The following is a 17,255-nucleotide window of genomic DNA, read 5'->3' on the forward strand; positions in this document are numbered from 1 at the left end:
GCTGCTGGCCTGCGCGCTGCTGGCCGCCAGCCTGATGCTCGCGCTGCTGGGCACGAGCGTGGGCAGCACCGGCTTCGACAGCGTGCTGCGCCTGCCTGACGCCGACCCGGTGGCGCTGCAGATCGTGACGCAGATCCGCCTGCCGCGCACGCTGGGCGCCTGGCTCGCCGGCGCGCTGCTGGGGCTGGCGGGCGCCATCGCGCAGGGGCTCTTTCGCAATCCGCTGGCCGATCCGTACCTGCTGGGCAGCGCCTCGGGCGCGGCGCTGGGCGGGGCGCTGGCCATGGTGCTGATGGGCGCTTCCGCTGCGGCGGGCGCCACATGGCTGGCGCGGCTGGGCGTGACCGGCATGGCCTTCATCGGCGCGGCCGGGGCGGTGCTGCTCACGCTGGCGCTGGCGCGGGGCGTGCAGCACACGTTGCGGCTGCTGCTGGCCGGCGTGATCGTGGGCGTGGTGCTGGGCGCGGTGCGCGATCTGGTGCAACTGGCCTCGCCCGACATCCTGCAGGCCATGCAGGCCTTCACGCTGGGCAGCACCAGCTTCGTCGGCTGGACGGGCTGCGCGCTGATGGGCGCGGCCCTGGCCGCGTGCGCGCTCGCCGCCTGGGCGCTGGCGCGCGCGCTCGACGGCCTCACGCTGGGCGAGGCCACCGCCGCCAGCCTGGGCCTGCCGCTCGCCCCGCTGCGCGCCGGACTCATCGCCGCGCTGGCGCTGGCCACCGGCGCGGCCGTGGCGCAGACCGGGCTGATCGCCTTCGTGGGGCTGGCCTCGCCGCACCTGGTGCGCTCCCTGGTGCGCGTGACGCACCGGGGGCATGTGCTGCTCTCGGCGCTGATGGGCGCCGTGCTGCTGCTGGCGGCCGACATCCTGGCGCGCTGGCTGCTGGCGCCGCAGGAGCTGCCCGTCGGCGTGCTCACGGCCGCGCTGGGCGGCAGCTACCTGCTGTGGCTGATGCACCGCGGCCGCGCCATGGCGGGGGGCGGCAGGCCATGAAGGACGGCATCGCTCTCAGCGCCCGCCAGATCGGCGTGCGCATCGGCAGCACCCCGGTGCTGCAGGGCATCGGCCTGGACCTGCCCGCCGGCCGCTGGACGGCCGTGGTCGGCCCCAACGGCGCGGGCAAATCCACTTTGCTCAAGGTGCTGGCCGGCGTGCTGCGCAGCGGAGCCGGTGGCGTGCAGGTGCAAGGCCAGGTGCTGCTGGCCGGCCGCCCCATCGCGCAGCTGCCCGCGCGCGAACGCGCCCGCCAGCTGGCCTGGCTGGGCCAGAACGAAGAAGCCGCCGCCGACGGCCTGCCCGCCTATGAAGTGGCCCTGCTGGGCCGCCTGCCGCACCAGGGCTGGCTGGCGCCGCCTTCGGCTGCCGACCATGCCGCCACCGAATGGGCGCTGCGCGCCACCCAGGCCTGGGACTGGCGCCACCGGCCGCTGGCCCAGCTTTCGGGCGGCGAGCGCCAGCGCGTGCTGCTGGCGCGGGCGCTGGCCGTGCAGGCCGGCGTGCTGCTCATGGACGAGCCCCTGGCCAACCTGGACCCGCCGCACCAGGCCGACTGGCTGCGCATCGTGCGCGAACTGGTCGCCGGCGGCGCCACCGTGGTCAGCGTGCTGCACGAGGTGACCATGGCGTTGCAGGCCGATGCGCTGGTCATCGTCGCGGACGGCCGCGTGCGCCACCAGGGCGACTGCGCCGACGCCGCCACGCATGCCGCGCTGGAGGCCGTGTTCGACCACCGCATCCGCGTGCGGCAGGTGGAAGGGCAGTGGATCGCGCTGCCCTGCATCTAGCCCGGTTTCCGTCTTCTCCTCTCCTCTTTTCTTTTCTCTTTCCAACCGACTCCGGACCCATCCCATGGACATCGAAACCCCACCCGCCGAGAAACGATCCGCCAAGCCCGAAGGCGAGCGCCGCGGCCTGGTGCTGGTCAACACCGGCAACGGCAAGGGCAAGAGCACGTCGGCCTTCGGCCTCGCGCTGCGCGCGCACGGGCGCGGCAAGGCGGTGAAGATCTTCCAGTTCATGAAGGTGCCCACGGCGCGCTTCGGCGAGCACCGCATGTTCGAGCAGATCGGCATTCCCATCGAAGGCCTGGGCGACGGCTTCACCTGGAAGAGCCGCGACCTGGACCATTCCGCCGACCTGGCCCGCGCCGGCTGGCAGCGCGCGCGCGAAGCCATCCTGGGCGGCGACTTCTTCCTCGTGGTGCTCGACGAGGTGACCTATCCGCTGATCTACGGCTGGGTGCCGCTCGAAGAGGTGCTGGAGACGCTGCGCTCCCGGCCCGAACACGTCCACGTCATGCTCACCGGCCGGCGCTGTCCGCAGGAAGTGATCGACCTGGCCGACACCGTGACCGAGATGGCGCTGGTCAAGCACGCCTATCAGGCCGGCGTGCCCGCGCAGCGCGGCATCGAGGACTGATGGAGAACGACGACCGCGTGCCCGAGCGCGCCCTGCCGCCCATGCCCATGCCCGAACCGACCACCCCCGCAGACGCCACCGCCCGCACGGCCTACGGCGCCGCCGACCGCGCCGCCATCTACCGCGCCATCCGCGAGCGGCGCGACATGCGCCACTTCGCGGGCGGGCAGGTCGCGCCCGAGGTGCTCTCGCGCCTGCTGGCCGCCGCGCACCACGCGCCCAGCGTGGGCTTCATGCAGCCCTGGCGCTTCATCCGCGTGGCCGATGCGGCGCTGCGCCGGCGCCTGCAGGCCGCCGTGGAGGCCGAGCGCCAGCGCACCGCCGACGCCCTGGGCCAGCGGCGCGATGCCTTCATGCGCCTGAAGGTCGAAGGCCTGTGCGACGCGGCGGAGCTGCTCGCCGTGGCTCTGGCCGACGGGCGCGAGGCCCATGTCTTCGGCCGGCGCACGCTGCCGCAGATGGACCTCGCCTCGGTCGCCTGCGCCATCCAGAACCTGTGGCTGGCCGCCCGCGCCGAAGGGCTGGGCATGGGCTGGGTCTCCATGTTCGACCCGGACGCGGTCGGCAAGCTGCTGGGCCTGCCGGCCGGCGCGCAGGCCGTGGCGCTGATCTCGCTGGGGCCGGTGCAGGGCTTCTACGAAGAGCCCATGCTGCAGCGCGAACGCTGGGCGCGCCGCGCGCCGCTGGCTTCGGTGGTGTTCGAGGGCACCTGGGGGGCGCCCGCGCCCTGGCTGCAGGCCGATCCCGCCGAAGAAGACGCGCCGTCCCAGGAGGAGGGTGCTGGCCATGGCTGATGCCGCCCACACCGCTCACACCGCCTGGGCGCTGGCCGCCGCCGTGCCCGTGGCCCTGCTGATCGACCGCCTGCTGGGCGAGCCGCCCGTGCGCTGTCACCCCGTGGTCTGGATGGGCCAGGCGCTGCAGTGGGCCGGCGAGCGCGTGGCGCCCGAGGCCGCCCACGCGCCGCCGGGCCGCGATCTGAAGACTTTCTGGCTCGCAGCCCTGGCCTGGTGCGCGCTGGCCGCTATCGTGACCGTAGCGGCCTGGGGCCTGCAGTGGGCCGTGCTGCGCCATGCGCCGGCCTGGGGCGCGGCGCTCGCCATCGGCCTGCTGCTCAAGCCGTTGCTGGCCTGGCGCATGCTGCGCGGCGAGGTGCTGGCCGTGGAGGCCGCGCTCGCGCAATCGCTCGACGCGGGCCGCGAGCGCCTCTCGCGCCTGGTCAGCCGCGACGTGGCGGTGCTGGACGCGGTCCAGGTGCGCGAGTCCGCCATCGAATCGCTGGCCGAGAACCTCAACGACTCCGTGGTCGCGCCGCTCTTCTGGTTCGCGCTGCTGGGCCTGCCCGGCGCCGCGCTCTACCGCTTCGCCAACACCGCCGACGCCATGTGGGGCTACCCGGGCCAGCGCGGCGGGCGCTGGTGGCAATGGGCCGGCAAATGGGCGGCGCGGGCCGACGACGTGCTCTCGTGGCTGCCCGCCCGGCTCACCGCCGCGCTGCTGTGGGCGCTGGCACGCAGCCCGCTGCCGCGCGCCCGCTGGCCGCAGCTGGCGGCGCAGGCGCGCCTCACCCCCTCGCCCAACAGCGGCTGGCCCATGGCCGCCATGGCGCTGGCGCTGGGCGTACGGCTGGGCAAGCCCGGCGCCTATGTGCTGAACGGGCCCGGCCGCGCCGCCGGCCCCACCGACACCCACCAGGCCGCGCATTGGGCATCGAATGTGGTGCTGGCGCTTGTCCCGCTTGCGCTGATAGCTATCTTCTTGATAGCGAGCCTGCCGTGAAAGCGGTGACGTTAGCCATGTCCCCCGAGCACGGCGGCCCCGACGCGCTGGGCGTGCCGCTGCACGACTTTTCCACCAACGCCAACGCCTGCGGCCCCAGCCCGCAGGCCCTGGCCGCGCTGCAGGCGGCCGATGCCGTGCGCTACCCCGATCCCGCCTACACCGCGCTGCGCGAGCGCCTGGGCACCTTCCACGGCGTGGCGCCAGAACGCATCGTGATCGCCGCCAGCGCCAGCGAGTTCATCCACCGCGTCACGGCCCTGGCGGCCCAGCGCGGCGTGCAGGCCGCCCTGCTGCCTGAACACAGCTATGGCGACTACGCCCGCGCCGCCCAGGCCTGGGGGCTGCGGGTGGATCGCGCGGGGCAGGGCGCTGAATGGAGTGATGATGCCGGCCCCGTGCTGCACTGGGCCTGCGAGCCCTCCAGCCCGCTGGGCCGCGCCGATCCGGCGCTGGATGCCGATGGCGGTGCCACCGCCGCAGGCTGGCAGGTGATCGACTGCGCCTACCGCCCCTTGAACCTGCACGCCGCCCCGCGCCCCTGTCCGCCCCGCGCCTGGCAGCTCTGGACGCCCAACAAGGCCCTGGGCCTGACGGGCGTGCGCGCCGCCTACGCCATCGCGCCGGAAGGCGATGCCGCAGCGGCCGATGCAGCGGCGCTGCAGCGCCTGGCCCCCTCGTGGCCGCTGGGCGCGCACGGCGTCGCGCTGCTCCAGGCCTGGGCCGATCCGGCCACCCAGCAATGGCTGGCCGCCACCCGCCATACGCTGCAGGAATGGAAGGCCGCGCAGGCCGCGCTCTGCGCAGAACTCGGCTGGGCCGTGCTGCCCGGAAGCCTGGCCAACTACTTCACCGCCCGCCTGCCGCAGGCCTGCGCGCACGACGTGCCGGCGCTGCTGGCCGCCCTGCGCGCCCAGGGCATCAAGCTGCGCGACTGTGCATCTTTCGGACTGCCCGGCTGCGTTCGGCTGGGCGTGCTGCCGCCGGCATCGCAGGCGGCGCTGCGGGCGGCGTGGCAGGTGGCCGCCCGCTGATCGCTGCGATCAGAACCGGTGCAGCACACCCAGCTGCACGCCGTTGATGGTGCGGCCGTTGACGTCGTTCGGCGTGCCGAAGTTGGTCTTGAGTCCTGCCGAGCCCGAGGGGCGGAAGCCGCCGTTGGCGCCGTTGCGCAGCGTGTCCACCAGCGCGACCAGGGTGGTGCGCTTGGAGAGGTCGTAGTAGGCGCCGATGGCGCCGCCGTTGGCGTTGCGGCCGCTGCCGGAGGTGTCTTCGATGCGGCCCCAGAGCGCGCCCACGCGCAGCTTGGCGCTGACCTGGTAGTCGGCCGAGACCTGCCAGATGCGGTAGAAGCGGTTCACGTCGGGGTTGGTGCCCGCGACCAGGCCGCCCACGTTGCCCAGGATGCTGCCGGCGTTGTTGCTGACGGCGTTGCCCGTGCTGTTGTTGCTGCGCACGTAGGTCAGATAGACCGTGCCCTTGCCGTACATCCAGTTGGCGAACAGGTTGTCGTACACCACGTCGCGCTGGAAGGGCGCGTTGGCGGGGGCGCTGCCGCGCAGGCCGATGTAGCCCAGGCGCATGTAGTCGTTGATGTAGTCCACGGCGCCCTGGATCACCGACTGGCGCGCCACGCTGCCCGGCACTTCGGGCAGCGCGAAGTGCAGTTCGCCGGCCACGCCGCCGATGCGCGGCGAGAGGTAGGCGATGTCGTTGTCGTAGCGCGAGGGCACGCCGAAGTTGTTGACCATGGAGCCCAGCGTGCGCGTGGTGAAGTCGATGTAGCCGCCGCGCGTGAGGATGGGGCCGTTCTGGCGGCCGAGGCGGAATTCGCCCACCGGCGTGGCTACGCCCACCCACGACTGCCGGTCGAAGAAGCGCGAGCTGTCGGCGCTGGCGCCGGTGTCGGCGCTCAGGCCGCCTTCCAGGTTGAACCTGGCCGCATAGCCGCCGCCCAGGTCTTCGCTGCCGCGCACGCCGATGCGGCTGCGCAGCAGGGCGCCGTCTTCCAGGCTCTTGACGGTGGCGCCGGAGCTGCTGTGCATGTAGTTGAGGTACTGGTCGATGCTGCCGTAGAGCGTGACGCTGGAGGTGGCGGCCTGCTGGGCCTGGGCGCTGCAGGCGGCGCCCAGCGCGGCCAGGGCGATCCAGGGCAGGCGGCGTGCGGGCCGGGGGGAAAGGGATGTCATTCGGTGCTCCTTGCGTTGTGATGTCGTTATGGATGTCGGCATGCCGGGCAGTGCCGGGCCGCCCGGGTCGGGAAGCTAACAGCCGGATACACCTGCCCACAATCCAGCACGCAGCACCTGCGAACGATGATCGCGCGCGGTCGTTCGCTGATCGAATGCTTTCAGGGTATGCGCGAGGGGGCGGGCGAGGGCGCACAGCGCCCTGCAGCGCTGCCCGGGCGCACGCCGCCATGGCGCGGCGGCTGACAGCCCGATGGGGAGCTGTCGGCCGCAGGGCGGGGCAGGGCCCGCAGAGGATGGAGCGTCCCTGCCCGCCAAGGCCGCGCCCTGGCCGGCCCCGTCCCACGCTTCTTCGACAGGAACCGCCCCATGAGCTCTGCATCCACCTCGTCCACCCGCACCACCGATTTCCCGTCCGCCGCACTGCTCGCGGCGCAGCGTTTCGCCGGCAAGGTCGTCATCGTGACCGGCGCGGGTTCCGGCATCGGCGCGGCCACCGCGCGGCGCTTTTCGCAGGAAGGCGCGATGGTCGCCATCGCCGACCTGAGCGACGACAAGCTCGCCGCCACTCGCGCCGATCTGCCCGAAGACCGCACGCTGGCCCACCCGGCCGACGTGTCGCAGTGGGAGACCGTGCAGGCGCTGATCGAGGCCACCGTCGAGCGCTTCGGCCGACTCGACGTGATGGTCAACAACGCCGGCATCGCCGTGCAGGGCAAGGCCACCGAGGCCAGCCTCGAAGACTGGCACCGCGTGCTGGCGACCAACGTGTCGGGCGTGTTCCACGGCGCGCGCGCCGCGCTGCCGCACCTCATCCGCTCGCGCGGGTGCATCGTCAACACCTCGTCGGTGTCGGGCCTGGGCGGCGACTGGGACATGAGCTTCTACAACACCTCCAAGGGCGCGGTCTCCAACCTCACGCGGGCCCTGGCGCTGGACCACGGCAAGGACGGCGTGCGCGTGAATGCGGTGGCACCCAGCCTCACCTTCACGGGCATGACGCAAGACATCAAGAGCAACCCCGAACTGCTGGCGAAGTTCGCCGAACGCATTCCGCTGGGCCGGGGCGCCGAGCCGGAGGAGATCGCCGCGGTGATCGCCTTCCTGGCGAGCGAGGATGCGCGCTTCGTCACCGGCGTGGTCCTGCCGGTCGATGGCGGCGTGTCGGCCTCCAACGGCCAGCCATCGCAGGCCTGATACGGCACTTTCCGGGCCCGGGCAGCGCGGCGGAGGGCTGCCGAGGGGAGACAATGGCGGGCTCTGCCCCTGTGCGCCCCACCCATCGCCCGTGAACGCCTGCCCGCCCGCCGCTCCACCGCTCTCTTCCCTCCGATTGCCGGCCCCGCGCCGTGCCCGTGCAGGGGCGCGCTGACATGGCCGCGCGCTGCGTGATGGTGCTGGGCACGTCCAGCGGGGCGGGCAAGAGCTGGCTGACCACGGCGCTCTGCCGCTGGTACAGCAACCAGGGCCTGAAGGTCGCGCCCTTCAAGGCGCAGAACATGAGCAACAACGCCCGCGTGGTGGCCGCCAGGCAGGGCGAGGCCGCCGGCACCTGGGGCGAGATCGGCAGCGCGCAGTACTTCCAGGCACTGGCCGCGCGCACCGCGCCCGAGGTGCGCATGAACCCGCTGCTGCTCAAGCCCGAGGCCGACACGCGCAGCCAGGTCGTGCTGCTGGGCCAGGTCAGCGCCGAACTCTCGGCCCTGCCGTGGCGCGGCCGCAGCGCCCGCGTGTGGCCGCAGATCGCCGCCGCGCTGGACGCGCTGCGCGCCGAGAACGACGTGGTGGTGATCGAGGGCGCGGGTTCGCCCGCCGAGATCAACCTGCATGCCAGCGACGTGGTCAACATGCGCGTGGCCCGGCATGCCGGCGCCCGCTGCCTGCTGGTGGCCGACATCGACCGCGGCGGCGCCTTCGCCCACCTCTACGGCACCTGGGCGCTGCTGCCGCCCGAGGAGCAGGCGCTGATCCACGGCTTCGTGCTCAACAAGTTCCGGGGCGATGCGGCCCTGCTCGCGCCCGCGCCCGAGATGCTGCGCGAGCGCACCGGCGTGCCCGTGGTGGCCACCGTGCCCATGCAGTGGGGCCACGGCCTGCCCGAGGAAGACGGCGTGTTCGACGACGCCGCCCGCCACACCCCGGCCGCCGGCGCCCAGGGCGTGCTGCACACCACGGTGGCGGTGGTGGCCTATCCGCGCATCAGCAACCTCGATGAATTCCAGCCGCTCAAGGGCGTGCCCGGCGTGCGCCTGCTCTGGGCGCGCTCCCCGGCCGACCTGGGCGGCGCCGACTGGGTCGTGCTGCCCGGCTCCAAGGCCACGGCGGCCGACCTGGCCTGGCTGCGCGCCCAGGGCCTGGATGCGGCCATCGCCGCCCATGCGGCGCGCGGCGGCCGCGTGCTGGGCGTGTGCGGCGGCCTGCAGATGCTGGGCGAGGCGCTGATCGACACGCACGGCGTGGACGGCAACGCCCCTGGCCTGGGCCTCCTGCCCCTGGTCACCGCCTTCGCGGCCGACAAGACCGTGCGCCACACGCGCACAGCCTTCGGCGCCGTGCAGGGCGCCTGGCAGGCGCTGTCCGGCGTGGCGGTGGCGGGCTACGAGATCCACCACGGCCAGACGGCGCAGCACCCGGCCATGGCGGCCGCGGGCGACGTGGCGCGGGAAGTCATCCCGGGTCTCGCCTGGCAGAACGCCCAGGGCAACGTGCTGGGCCTCTACCTGCACGGCCTCTTCGAAGATCCGCAGGCCCTGCGCGCCCTGTTCGGCGCCGCCGCGCCCACGCTGGACACGGTCTTCGACCGCCTGGCCGCGGGCCTGGACGACTGGTTCGCGCCGGGCGTGCTGGACCGCCTCGCCGCACCCGGAACCAAGGGCTGCAGCGCTTGATCCTTCCGGGCGTGCGGCTTCGTTTCCACTAGCGCCGGCCCGTGCCTGCGCTGCCGCTTTCACCTTCTCCTTCCCTCACGATATGCGTTCCACCGACACCCTCGCAGACATCGACGACGCGGCGCTCGCCGCCCGCCTGCAGCACCGCCTCGACCAGAAGACCAAGCCGCTGGGCTCCCTGGGCCGGCTGGAGGCCCTGGCCCTGCGCATCGGCCTCATCCTGGGCACCGAGACGCCCGTGCTCGACCAGCCGCAGATGCTGGTCTGCGCGGCCGACCACGGCCTGGCGGCGCGCGGCGTTTCGGCCTACCCCAGCGACGTGACCTGGCAGATGGTCGCCAACTTCCTCTCCGGCGGCGCGGCGGTGAACGTGCTGGCGCGCCAGCACGGCCTGGCGCTGACGGTGGCCGACTGCGGCGTGGCGCGGGAATTCGCGCCGCGCCGCCATCTGCCGGGCGAGCCGCGCCTGGTCGCCTGCCGCGTGGCGGCCGGCACGGCCGATGCGTCGGCCGGCCCCGCCATGACGGCCACGCAGTGCGCCCAGGCCATCGCCAACGGCCGCGCCGTGGTGCGCTCGCTGCCCGGCAACGCGCTGCTGCTGGGCGAGATGGGCATCGGCAACACCTCGGCCGCCGCGCTGCTGCTGGCGCGCCTGTGCGGCGTGGGCCTGGACGAATGCACGGGTGCCGGCACCGGCCTGGACGATGCCGGCATCGCCCGCAAGCGCGCCGTGCTGCAGGAGGCTCTGGACGCCAACGCCGGCGCCACCGAGCCCATGGACGCGCTCGCCGCCCTGGGCGGGCTGGAGATCGCCACGCTGGCCGGCGCCGTGCTGGAGGCCGCGGCCCAGCGCCGCGTGATCGTGGTGGACGGCTTCATCACCAGCGCCGCCGTGCTGGTCGCGAGCCGCGTGCAGCCGCGGGTGCTGCAGCGCTGCGTGTTCTCGCACCGCTCGGGCGAACGCGGCCATGCGCTGATGCTGCAGCACCTGCAGGCCGATCCGCTGCTGGACCTGGGCCTGCGACTGGGCGAAGGCTCGGGCGCGGCGCTGGCCTGGCCGCTGCTGGTCTCGGCCTGCGCCGTGCTGCGCGAGATGGCGAGCTTCGAATCGGCGGGCGTGGCCGGCCCGGTTTGAGGAAAACCCGCCCGTAGCGTAGGCGCGATAAGGGCATATAGCTATCAAATCAGTAGCGTTTTGCCGCCGGCTCGTCTGCCGCTCGTCCGCCGCTTTGCGGAAGATGTCCGACGCCCGCCGCGCCGCCGCCTGAAGACACTGGCGGCATGAGCTTCCTGCATCGTCCTTTCCCGCTTCGCACCGCGGCCACCGCTGCCGCGGCCTTGGGCCTGGCCGCCCTGGCCTGCAGCGCCCTCGCGGGCGGCCCGCCGCAGTCCCGCGCCAACCCGCTGGAGGCCGAGCGCTGGAAGACGCGCCCGGTGATCGTCGTCGTGCCGCAGGAGGGCGACCCCTTGCTGGCCCGGCTGCGCGGCGCGCTGGATGAAACCGCCACGCGCGAGGCCTTCCGCGAGCGCGACATGGCGCTCTACACCGTGGTGGCCGGGCAGGGCGCGCGCAACGGCGTGCCGCTGGGGGCGGGCGAAACCCGCGCGCTGCTGCAGGCGCTGGCCCTCGATGCGCGCGGCCCGGCGGCCTTCGTCCTAGTGGGCAAGGACGGCGGCGTGAAGCTGCGCGAGGGCGCCGGCGTCGATCTGCAGGCCGTCTTCGACGAGATCGACCGCATGCCCATGCGCCGCAGCCAGCGGCAGGACTGAGCTGGGGCCCAAAGCACGACGCCCCGCGCTGCCGTGAGGCAGGGCGGGGCGTCGCTTCTTTGGCGGGGCCGGCTCGGAGGGCCGGCCTCTCAGAGCATCAGAGCGCCTGCATTTCCTTGTTCAGCGCGCCGCCGTTGGCAGCGGGCGCGGCCGGTGCCTTGGCGGGGGCCGCGATGGCCGGTGCGCGCGTGGCGATGTCGGCCGGCACTTCCAGGTAGGGCAGGTGCAGGGCCGTGCTGGTCATGCGGCGGATCTCGTTGGTCAGCTCGGGCGACTCGTTGATCTTGCGGCCGTAGGAAGGAACGATTTCCTTCAGGCGCGGCTTCCAGCCGGCGTCGGTCATCTGCTCGGGGAACGCCTTGGTCATCAGGTTGATCATGATGTGCGGCGCGGTGGAGGCGCCGGGCGATGCGCCCAGCAGCGCGGCGATGGTGCCGTCCTTGTCCGTCACGATCTCGGTGCCGAACTGCAGCACGGCGCCTTCCTTGGGATCGCGCTTGATGACCTGCACGCGCTGGCCGGCCACGGCCAGGCGCCAGTCTTCGCGCTTGATGTTGGGGAAGTACTGCTGCACCGCCTGCTGGCGGTCTTCATCGGTGAGCACGGCCTGCTGCACCAGGTACTTCACCAGATCCAGGTTGTGGATGCCCACGCGCAGCATGCCGCCGATGTTGTCGTGGTTGATCGAGGAGAACAGGTCGAACCACGAGCCCTGCTTGAGGAACTTGGTGGATTGCAGCGCGAAGGGGCCGAACAGCACCACGTCCTTGCCGTCGAGCTTGCGGGCGTCCAGGTGGGGCACCGACATCGGGGGCGAGCCTTCGGCCGCCTTGCCGTAGGCCTTGACGTTGTGGCGCGCGGTGATGGCGGGGTTCTCGATGGCCAGCCATTCGCCGCCCACCGGGAAGCCGGCGTAGTTGCGCGACTCGGGAATGCCCGAGGCCTGCAGCATCTTCAGCGCCGCACCGCCCGCGCCCACGAAGACGAACTTCGCCTTCACGGTCTTTTCCTTGGCGCCGTCGGCCAGGTCGGCCACGGTCACGTTCCAGGTCTTGTCGTCGTTCTGGCGCAGCGCGCGCACTTCATGCTGCAGCTTGAGCGTGAAGTTGGGGCTCTTCTGCAGGCTCTGCATCAGCTGGTTGGTGACCACGCCGTAGTTCACGTCGGTGCCGATGGGCATGTAGGTGGCGGCCACCTTCTGGGCGGGGTCGCGCCCTTCGATCAGCAGCGGTGCCCATTCCTTGATCTTGGCCTGGTCCTGCGAGAACTCCATGCCGTAGAAGAGCGGGTTCTTGGTCAGCGCTGCATGGCGCTTCTTCAGGTATTCGATGTTCGCGTCGCCCCACACGAAGCTCATGTGCGGCGTGGGGTTCACGAAGGTCTGGGGCTGCTGCATGTGGCCGCGCGCGATCTGGTGCGTCCAGAACTGGCGCGACACCTCGAACTGCTCGGCGATGCCCACGGCACGCTTGGTCTCGATGGAGCCGTCGGGCAGCTCGGGCGTGTAGTTCAGCTCGGCGAAGCCCGAATGGCCGGTGCCGGCGTTGTTCCAGCCGTTGGAGCTTTCCAGCGCCACGCCGTCCAGGCGCTCGAAGACTTCGATCTTCCAGTCGGGCTGCAGCTCCTGCAGGTAGGTGGCGAGCGTCGTGCTCATCACGCCCGCGCCGATCATCACCACATCGACGGGCTTGTCGTTCTCCGCGGCCGGCACGGAGCGGGGGAATAGCGGCCAAAACAAAAACACTACCGAGGCCAGCACCAGCACGCCCAGGGCGGCCAGTACGGCTTTGATCGACTTCTTCATGACTTCTTCTTCCAGGCAAAGTGAAAAAAAGCCTGCAGGCAGCGCATGCAGGCTTCTTCGGAGGCGCCGCAACGCGAGCCTCTGCGAGCGCGCGATTCTGCTGGCGGGAAAAAGTTTTGACGATAGTCAATTGGTAGTAATGCGGGGCTTGCCAGGAACTTTTCTGGTCGCCTCTGCTGCGCCTGCCGTCCTCCGCACGAAGGGCAGGCACCAACGAAAAAACCGCCCGAAGGCGGTTTTCCGTTTTCTTTGCTGACAGCGCACCCGTTACAAACGGCGGGCGGCAGGGCCGCCCGGGCTGTTTGCCTGAAGGGTCAGGCGGCCAGGGCCAGGGCTTTCACCTTGGCGGACAGGCGGCTCTTGTCGCGAGCAGCCTTGTTCTTGTGGAAGATGCCCTTGTCGGCGATGGTGTCGACAACGGCTTGCATCTTCGCAAACAGTTCGGTGGCCTTCGTCTTGTCGCCGGCCACGACGGCCTTCTCGACGTTCTTGACGGCGGTGCGGTACTTGGAACGCAGCGAGGTGTTGGCGGCGTTCAGCTTGACGTCCTGGCGGGCGCGCTTGCGGCCGGACGCCAGACGGGGGTTCTTCTTCTTGGGCTTGGCAGATGCCATGGTATTGATTCCTTAAATGTCTGCGGATGTTGTCAGCAAAGCCGGCGATTATAGCCCAGCCCGCTGGCAGCGCACCGCCCACCCACCGGGCCCTGGCCGCCGAGCGCATACACTCGCGCCCTGTGTCCCTGCTCAAATCCGCCTCCACCGTTTCGCTGCTGACCCTGGCCTCCCGCGTGACGGGCCTGGCGCGCGACCTGCTCATGGCGTCGATGTTCGGTGCCAACGCGCTGACCGACGCCTTCAACGTCGCCTTCCGCATCCCCAACCTGTTCCGCCGGCTGTTCGCCGAGGGCGCCTTCAGCCAGGCCTTCGTGCCGGTGCTCGCCGGCCACAAGGCGCGCCTGGGCGAAGAGCCCACGCGCGTGCTCGTCGCCCATGTGGCCAGCGTGCTCTTCTGGGCCCTGCTGCTGACCTGCGTGCTGGGCGTGCTGGGCGCGCCGCTCCTGGTATGGCTGCTGGCCAGCGGCCTGCGGCAGGACGGCGGCGCCTACGACGCGGCCGTGCTGATGACGCGCTGGATGTTCCCCTACATCGGCTTCATGTCGCTGGTGGCCCTGTCCGCTGGCGTGCTCAACACCTGGAAGCGCTTCGCCGTGCCGGCCGCCACGCCGGTGCTGCTCAACGTCTGCATGATCCTGGCGGCCTGGTTCGTGGCGCCGCAGTTCGCCGCGCGCGGCATCGAGCCCATCTACGCCATGGCGGCCGGCGTGATGGCTGGCGGCGTGCTGCAGCTGGCGCTGCAGCTGCCCGCGCTGCACCGGCTCAGGCTGCTGCCGCGCATCGCCGTCACCTGGAGCGGGGTGCGCGTGGCGCTGGCCGATCCGGCCGTGCGTCAGATCCTGCGCCTCATGGCGCCGGCCCTGCTGGGCGTGGGCGTGGCGCAGATCTCGCTCATGATCAATACGCAGATCGCCTCGTACCTGGCACCGGGCAGCGTCACCTGGCTGTTCTATGCCGACCGGCTGATGGAGTTCCCGACCGCGCTGCTGGGCGTGGCCCTGGGCGTGGTGCTCACGCCCCAGCTCTCGGCCGCCAAGGCGGCGGGCGATGCCGACCGCTATTCCTCCATGCTCGACTGGGGCCTGCGCATCGTCGTGCTGCTGGCCGTGCCCAGCGGCGTGGCCCTGCTCACCTTCGCCGAACCGCTGGTGGCCACGCTGTTCCACCACGGCGCGCTGCAGGACCGCGACGTGGGCCAGATCGCGCTGGCGCTGGCCGGCTACGGCGTGGGCCTGCTGGGGCTGGTGGCCATCAAGGTGCTGGCGCCGGGCTACTACGCCAGCCAGGACATCCGCACGCCCGTGCGCATCGCCATCGCGGTGCTGATCTGCACGCAGCTGCTCAACCTGGCCTTCGTGCCCTGGCTCGCGCATGCCGGGCTGGCGCTGTCGATCGGCCTGGGCGCGCTGCTGAACGCGCTCTGGCTGCTGATCGGGCTGCGCCGGCGCGGCAGCTACCGGCCGCTGCCTGGCTGGTACAAGTTCTCGCTGCAGGTCGTCGCTGCCAGCGCCCTGCTGGCGATCTTCCTCGCCTGGGGCGCTCAGCATTTCGACTGGCTGGCGCTGCGCGCCGAAAGCGGCCGGCGCGCCGGCCTGCTCGCCCTCTGGCTGGCAGGGGCGGCGGTGCTGTATTTCGGCGCGCTGGCCGCCTCGGGCCTGCGGCTGAAGGAACTCCTGCGGCGGTGACGCAGGCCCTGTCGGGCTTGACGCTGCCGGCGCGCTGACCGTACAACCCTCGCCATGTCCCTTCGCTACGACGTTCCGACCCCGCTCGAATATTTCGCTGCCCTGGTGCAGGAAGGCGAAGAGATCCCGCTGCTGGAGGCCGCCGCCGCCATCGCGCACGACGAATACCCCGAGCTCGACGTGCAGCAGTTGCTGGGCGACGTCGATCAGCTCCAGGCCCGCGTGCAGCGGCGCCTGCCGGCCGATGCGTCCGCGCTGCAGCGCCTGCGCGCGCTCAACCAGTTCTTCTTCAGCGACCTGGGCTTCGCCGGCAATCTCAACAATTACTACGACCCCGACAACAGCTATCTGAATGCCGTGCTGCGCACGCGGCGCGGCATTCCCATCTCGCTGGCGGTGCTCTGGCTGGAGCTGGCCCAGGGCCTGGGCCTGCAGGCGCACGGCGTCGCGTTCCCGGGCCACTTCATGCTTAAGGTGCTGCTGCCCGACGGCCAGGTGGTGATGGACCCGATGACGGGGCAGTCGCTCTCGCGCGAAGACCTGAGCGAGCGGCTCGAACCCTTCCAGCGCAGCAGCGGGGCGCAGCGCGATGCGGACGATGACGTGCCGCTGGGCCTGTTCCTGCAGGCGGCGCCGGCGCGCGACATCCTGGCGCGCATGCTGCGCAACCTCAAGGAAATCCACCGCTCCCAGCAGGACTGGCCCCGGCTGATCGCCGTGCAGAACCGCCTGCTGCTCCTGCTGCCCGAAGCCTGGGCCGAATGGCGCGATCGGGGCCTGGCCCATGCGGAGCAGGGCAACACCCGGCAGGCGCTGGACGACCTGGAAACCTATCTGGCGCGGGTGGAGCACGGCATGGATGCCGAGCGCATCGCCGAGCGGGTCGGCATGCTGCGCCGCGCCCAGTCCGGGCCCCACTGATCCTCAAGGGGGCGGGCCTCCGGGCATCAGAACGTTGCCCACTCGTCCTCGTGCTTCGCCGCCGCAGGCAGCGCAGCCGGCTTGGCCGCTGCAGCAGGCGCCACAGCCCGGGCCTTGGGCGCCGCCGCATGCGCCACGGGCTTGCGCGCCGGCGAGGGTGCGAAGGCCGGTGCCGTTGGCGCCGCAGCCGGTGCGGGTGCCTCGGCACGCAACCCCAGGCTGGCCGCCGCATCCACCTGGAACACGCTCACCAGCTGCACCAGCCGGTTGGCCTGCGCGCTCAGGCTGCCGGCCGCGGCGGCGGATTCCTCCACCAGCGCCGCGTTCTGCTGCGTCACCTGGTCGAGCTGGTTGACCGCATCGCCCACCTGGGAGATGCCTTGCTCCTGCTCCCGCGTGGCCGCGCCGATCTCCCCGATCAGGTCGGCCACGCGCCGGGCCTGTTCCACGATCTCGGACATGGTGCCGCCGGCCTGGTTGACCAGCTGCGCGCCGGTATCCACGCGCGAGACGCTTTCGCCGATCAGGTCCTTGATCTCCTTGGCGGCTTGCGCCGAGCGCTGCGCCAGGCTGCGCACTTCGCTCGCCACCACGGCGAAGCCCCGGCCCTGCTCGCCGGCACGGGCCGCTTCCACAGCGGCGTTCAGCGCCAGGATGTTGGTCTGGAAGGCGATGCCGTCGATCACGCCGATGATGTCGGCGATCTTGCGCGAGCTGGCGGTGATCTCGTCCATGGTGCGCACCACGCTGCCCACCACCTCGCCGCCGCGTGCGGCGGTGGCGCTGGCGGACGAGGCCAGCTGCGCCGCGGTGCGCACGGTGTCGGCGTTCTGCTTGACGGTGGAGTTCATCTCCTCCATCGAGGCGGCGGTCTGCTGCAGGTTGGAGGCCTGCTCTTCCGTGCGCTGGCTCAGGTCGGCGTTGCCGGTGGAGATCTGCGAGGCGCCGGTGGCGATGGATTCGCTGGACAGGCGCACTTCGGAGACCATGCGCGAGAGGCTGGCGCGCATGGCGGCCATGGCCGCCATGACGCTGGAGGTATCGCCGGGGCGCACATCGACGGCCAGGGCCAGGTTGCCGCGGGCGACTTCCTGGGCGATGCGGGCGGCTTCGGCGGGCTCGCCGCCGAGCTGGCCCTTGATGCGCCGCGTGATGGCCCAGGCCAGCAGGCCGCCGATCAGGA

16 protein-coding genes are annotated in these 17,255 nt (G+C 71.9%); 12 read left to right on the top strand and 4 right to left on the bottom strand.

The window, feature by feature from the left end; all coding sequences use genetic code 11:
* The first annotated feature begins 34 nt into the window (after window positions 1–34).
* From BM070_RS16310 to BM070_RS16335, 6 genes are all read left to right on the top strand, one after another.
* Entirely contained in the window at window positions 35–994 is a 960-nt protein-coding gene (locus tag BM070_RS16310) for a FecCD family ABC transporter permease (RefSeq protein ID WP_092940414.1), read from the top strand.
* On the top strand, window positions 991–1,785 hold the full coding sequence (locus tag BM070_RS16315) for an ABC transporter ATP-binding protein (protein WP_092940395.1): 795 nt from the start codon (window positions 991–993) through the stop codon (window positions 1,783–1,785). The genes BM070_RS16310 and BM070_RS16315 overlap by 4 nt, the downstream gene beginning before the upstream one ends.
* Window positions 1,786–1,849: 64 nt before the next feature.
* Complete coding sequence (gene cobO / locus BM070_RS16320; RefSeq protein ID WP_092940396.1) at window positions 1,850–2,419, top strand: cob(I)yrinic acid a,c-diamide adenosyltransferase; 570 nt, start codon at window positions 1,850–1,852, stop codon at window positions 2,417–2,419.
* Between the two features lie 47 nt (window positions 2,420–2,466).
* Window positions 2,467–3,213, top strand: coding sequence for a 5,6-dimethylbenzimidazole synthase (bluB, locus tag BM070_RS16325; RefSeq protein WP_092940415.1), 747 nt, complete (start codon window positions 2,467–2,469; stop codon window positions 3,211–3,213).
* Window positions 3,206–4,198, top strand: a complete 993-nt coding sequence (gene cbiB, locus BM070_RS16330) for an adenosylcobinamide-phosphate synthase CbiB (RefSeq protein ID WP_092940416.1) — start codon at window positions 3,206–3,208, stop codon at window positions 4,196–4,198. Before bluB ends, cbiB begins: the two co-directional genes overlap by 8 nt.
* Before the next feature lie 17 nt (window positions 4,199–4,215).
* Window positions 4,216–5,232, top strand: coding sequence for an aminotransferase class I/II-fold pyridoxal phosphate-dependent enzyme (locus tag BM070_RS16335; protein ID WP_092940397.1), 1,017 nt, complete (start codon window positions 4,216–4,218; stop codon window positions 5,230–5,232).
* A gap of 9 nt (window positions 5,233–5,241) precedes the next feature.
* Here BM070_RS16335 and BM070_RS16340 read toward each other — a convergent pair whose 3' ends face one another.
* Window positions 5,242–6,387, bottom strand: a complete 1,146-nt coding sequence (locus BM070_RS16340) for a porin (protein ID WP_092940398.1) — start codon at window positions 6,385–6,387, stop codon at window positions 5,242–5,244.
* 369 nt (window positions 6,388–6,756) lie between these two features.
* Between BM070_RS16340 and budC the strand changes: the two genes are divergently transcribed.
* The 4 genes from budC (at window position 6,757) to BM070_RS16360 (ending at window position 11,045) form a co-directional block, all read left to right on the top strand.
* Window positions 6,757–7,584 carry a meso-2,3-butanediol dehydrogenase gene (gene budC / locus BM070_RS16345; protein ID WP_245785256.1) on the top strand — a complete coding sequence of 276 codons (828 nt, stop codon included), beginning with the start codon at window positions 6,757–6,759 and terminating at the stop codon, window positions 7,582–7,584.
* Between the two features lie 176 nt (window positions 7,585–7,760).
* The gene (locus BM070_RS16350; protein WP_092940418.1) at window positions 7,761–9,275 is read left to right on the top strand and encodes a cobyric acid synthase; all 1,515 of its coding nucleotides are present in this window, start codon (window positions 7,761–7,763) and stop codon (window positions 9,273–9,275) included.
* Window positions 9,276–9,357: 82 nt separating this feature from the next.
* Entirely contained in the window at window positions 9,358–10,410 is a 1,053-nt protein-coding gene (gene cobT, locus BM070_RS16355; RefSeq protein WP_092940399.1) for a nicotinate-nucleotide--dimethylbenzimidazole phosphoribosyltransferase, read from the top strand.
* Between the two features lie 146 nt (window positions 10,411–10,556).
* Window positions 10,557–11,045 carry a DUF4174 domain-containing protein gene (locus BM070_RS16360; RefSeq protein ID WP_092940400.1) on the top strand — a complete coding sequence of 163 codons (489 nt, stop codon included), beginning with the start codon at window positions 10,557–10,559 and terminating at the stop codon, window positions 11,043–11,045.
* A gap of 97 nt (window positions 11,046–11,142) precedes the next feature.
* Here the strand turns inward: BM070_RS16360 and mqo are convergent, their stop codons facing one another.
* Window positions 11,143–12,849 carry a malate dehydrogenase (quinone) gene (mqo, locus tag BM070_RS16365; RefSeq protein ID WP_092940401.1) on the bottom strand — a complete coding sequence of 569 codons (1,707 nt, stop codon included), beginning with the start codon at window positions 12,847–12,849 and terminating at the stop codon, window positions 11,143–11,145.
* Between the two features lie 314 nt (window positions 12,850–13,163).
* Window positions 13,164–13,463, bottom strand: coding sequence for a 30S ribosomal protein S20 (gene rpsT, locus BM070_RS16370; protein WP_092940402.1), 300 nt, complete (start codon window positions 13,461–13,463; stop codon window positions 13,164–13,166).
* Between the two features lie 122 nt (window positions 13,464–13,585).
* Here rpsT and murJ point away from each other — a divergent pair, with 122 nt between their 5' ends.
* Together murJ and BM070_RS16380 are read left to right on the top strand one after the other, a co-directional pair.
* Window positions 13,586–15,151, top strand: coding sequence for a murein biosynthesis integral membrane protein MurJ (gene murJ / locus BM070_RS16375; protein ID WP_092940403.1), 1,566 nt, complete (start codon window positions 13,586–13,588; stop codon window positions 15,149–15,151).
* 54 nt (window positions 15,152–15,205) lie between these two features.
* Window positions 15,206–16,072 (top strand): SirB1 family protein, encoded by an 867-nt coding sequence (locus tag BM070_RS16380; RefSeq protein WP_092940404.1) that lies wholly within the window; start codon window positions 15,206–15,208, stop codon window positions 16,070–16,072.
* Window positions 16,073–16,098: 26 nt separating this feature from the next.
* Here BM070_RS16380 and BM070_RS16385 read toward each other — a convergent pair.
* On the bottom strand, window positions 16,099–17,255 hold a 1,157-nt coding region (locus BM070_RS16385), incomplete at its 5' end, for a methyl-accepting chemotaxis protein (RefSeq protein ID WP_245785257.1).

The sequence above is a fragment of the Paracidovorax wautersii genome (assembly GCF_900113035.1).
GTDB lineage: Bacteria > Pseudomonadota > Gammaproteobacteria > Burkholderiales > Burkholderiaceae_C > Paracidovorax > Paracidovorax wautersii.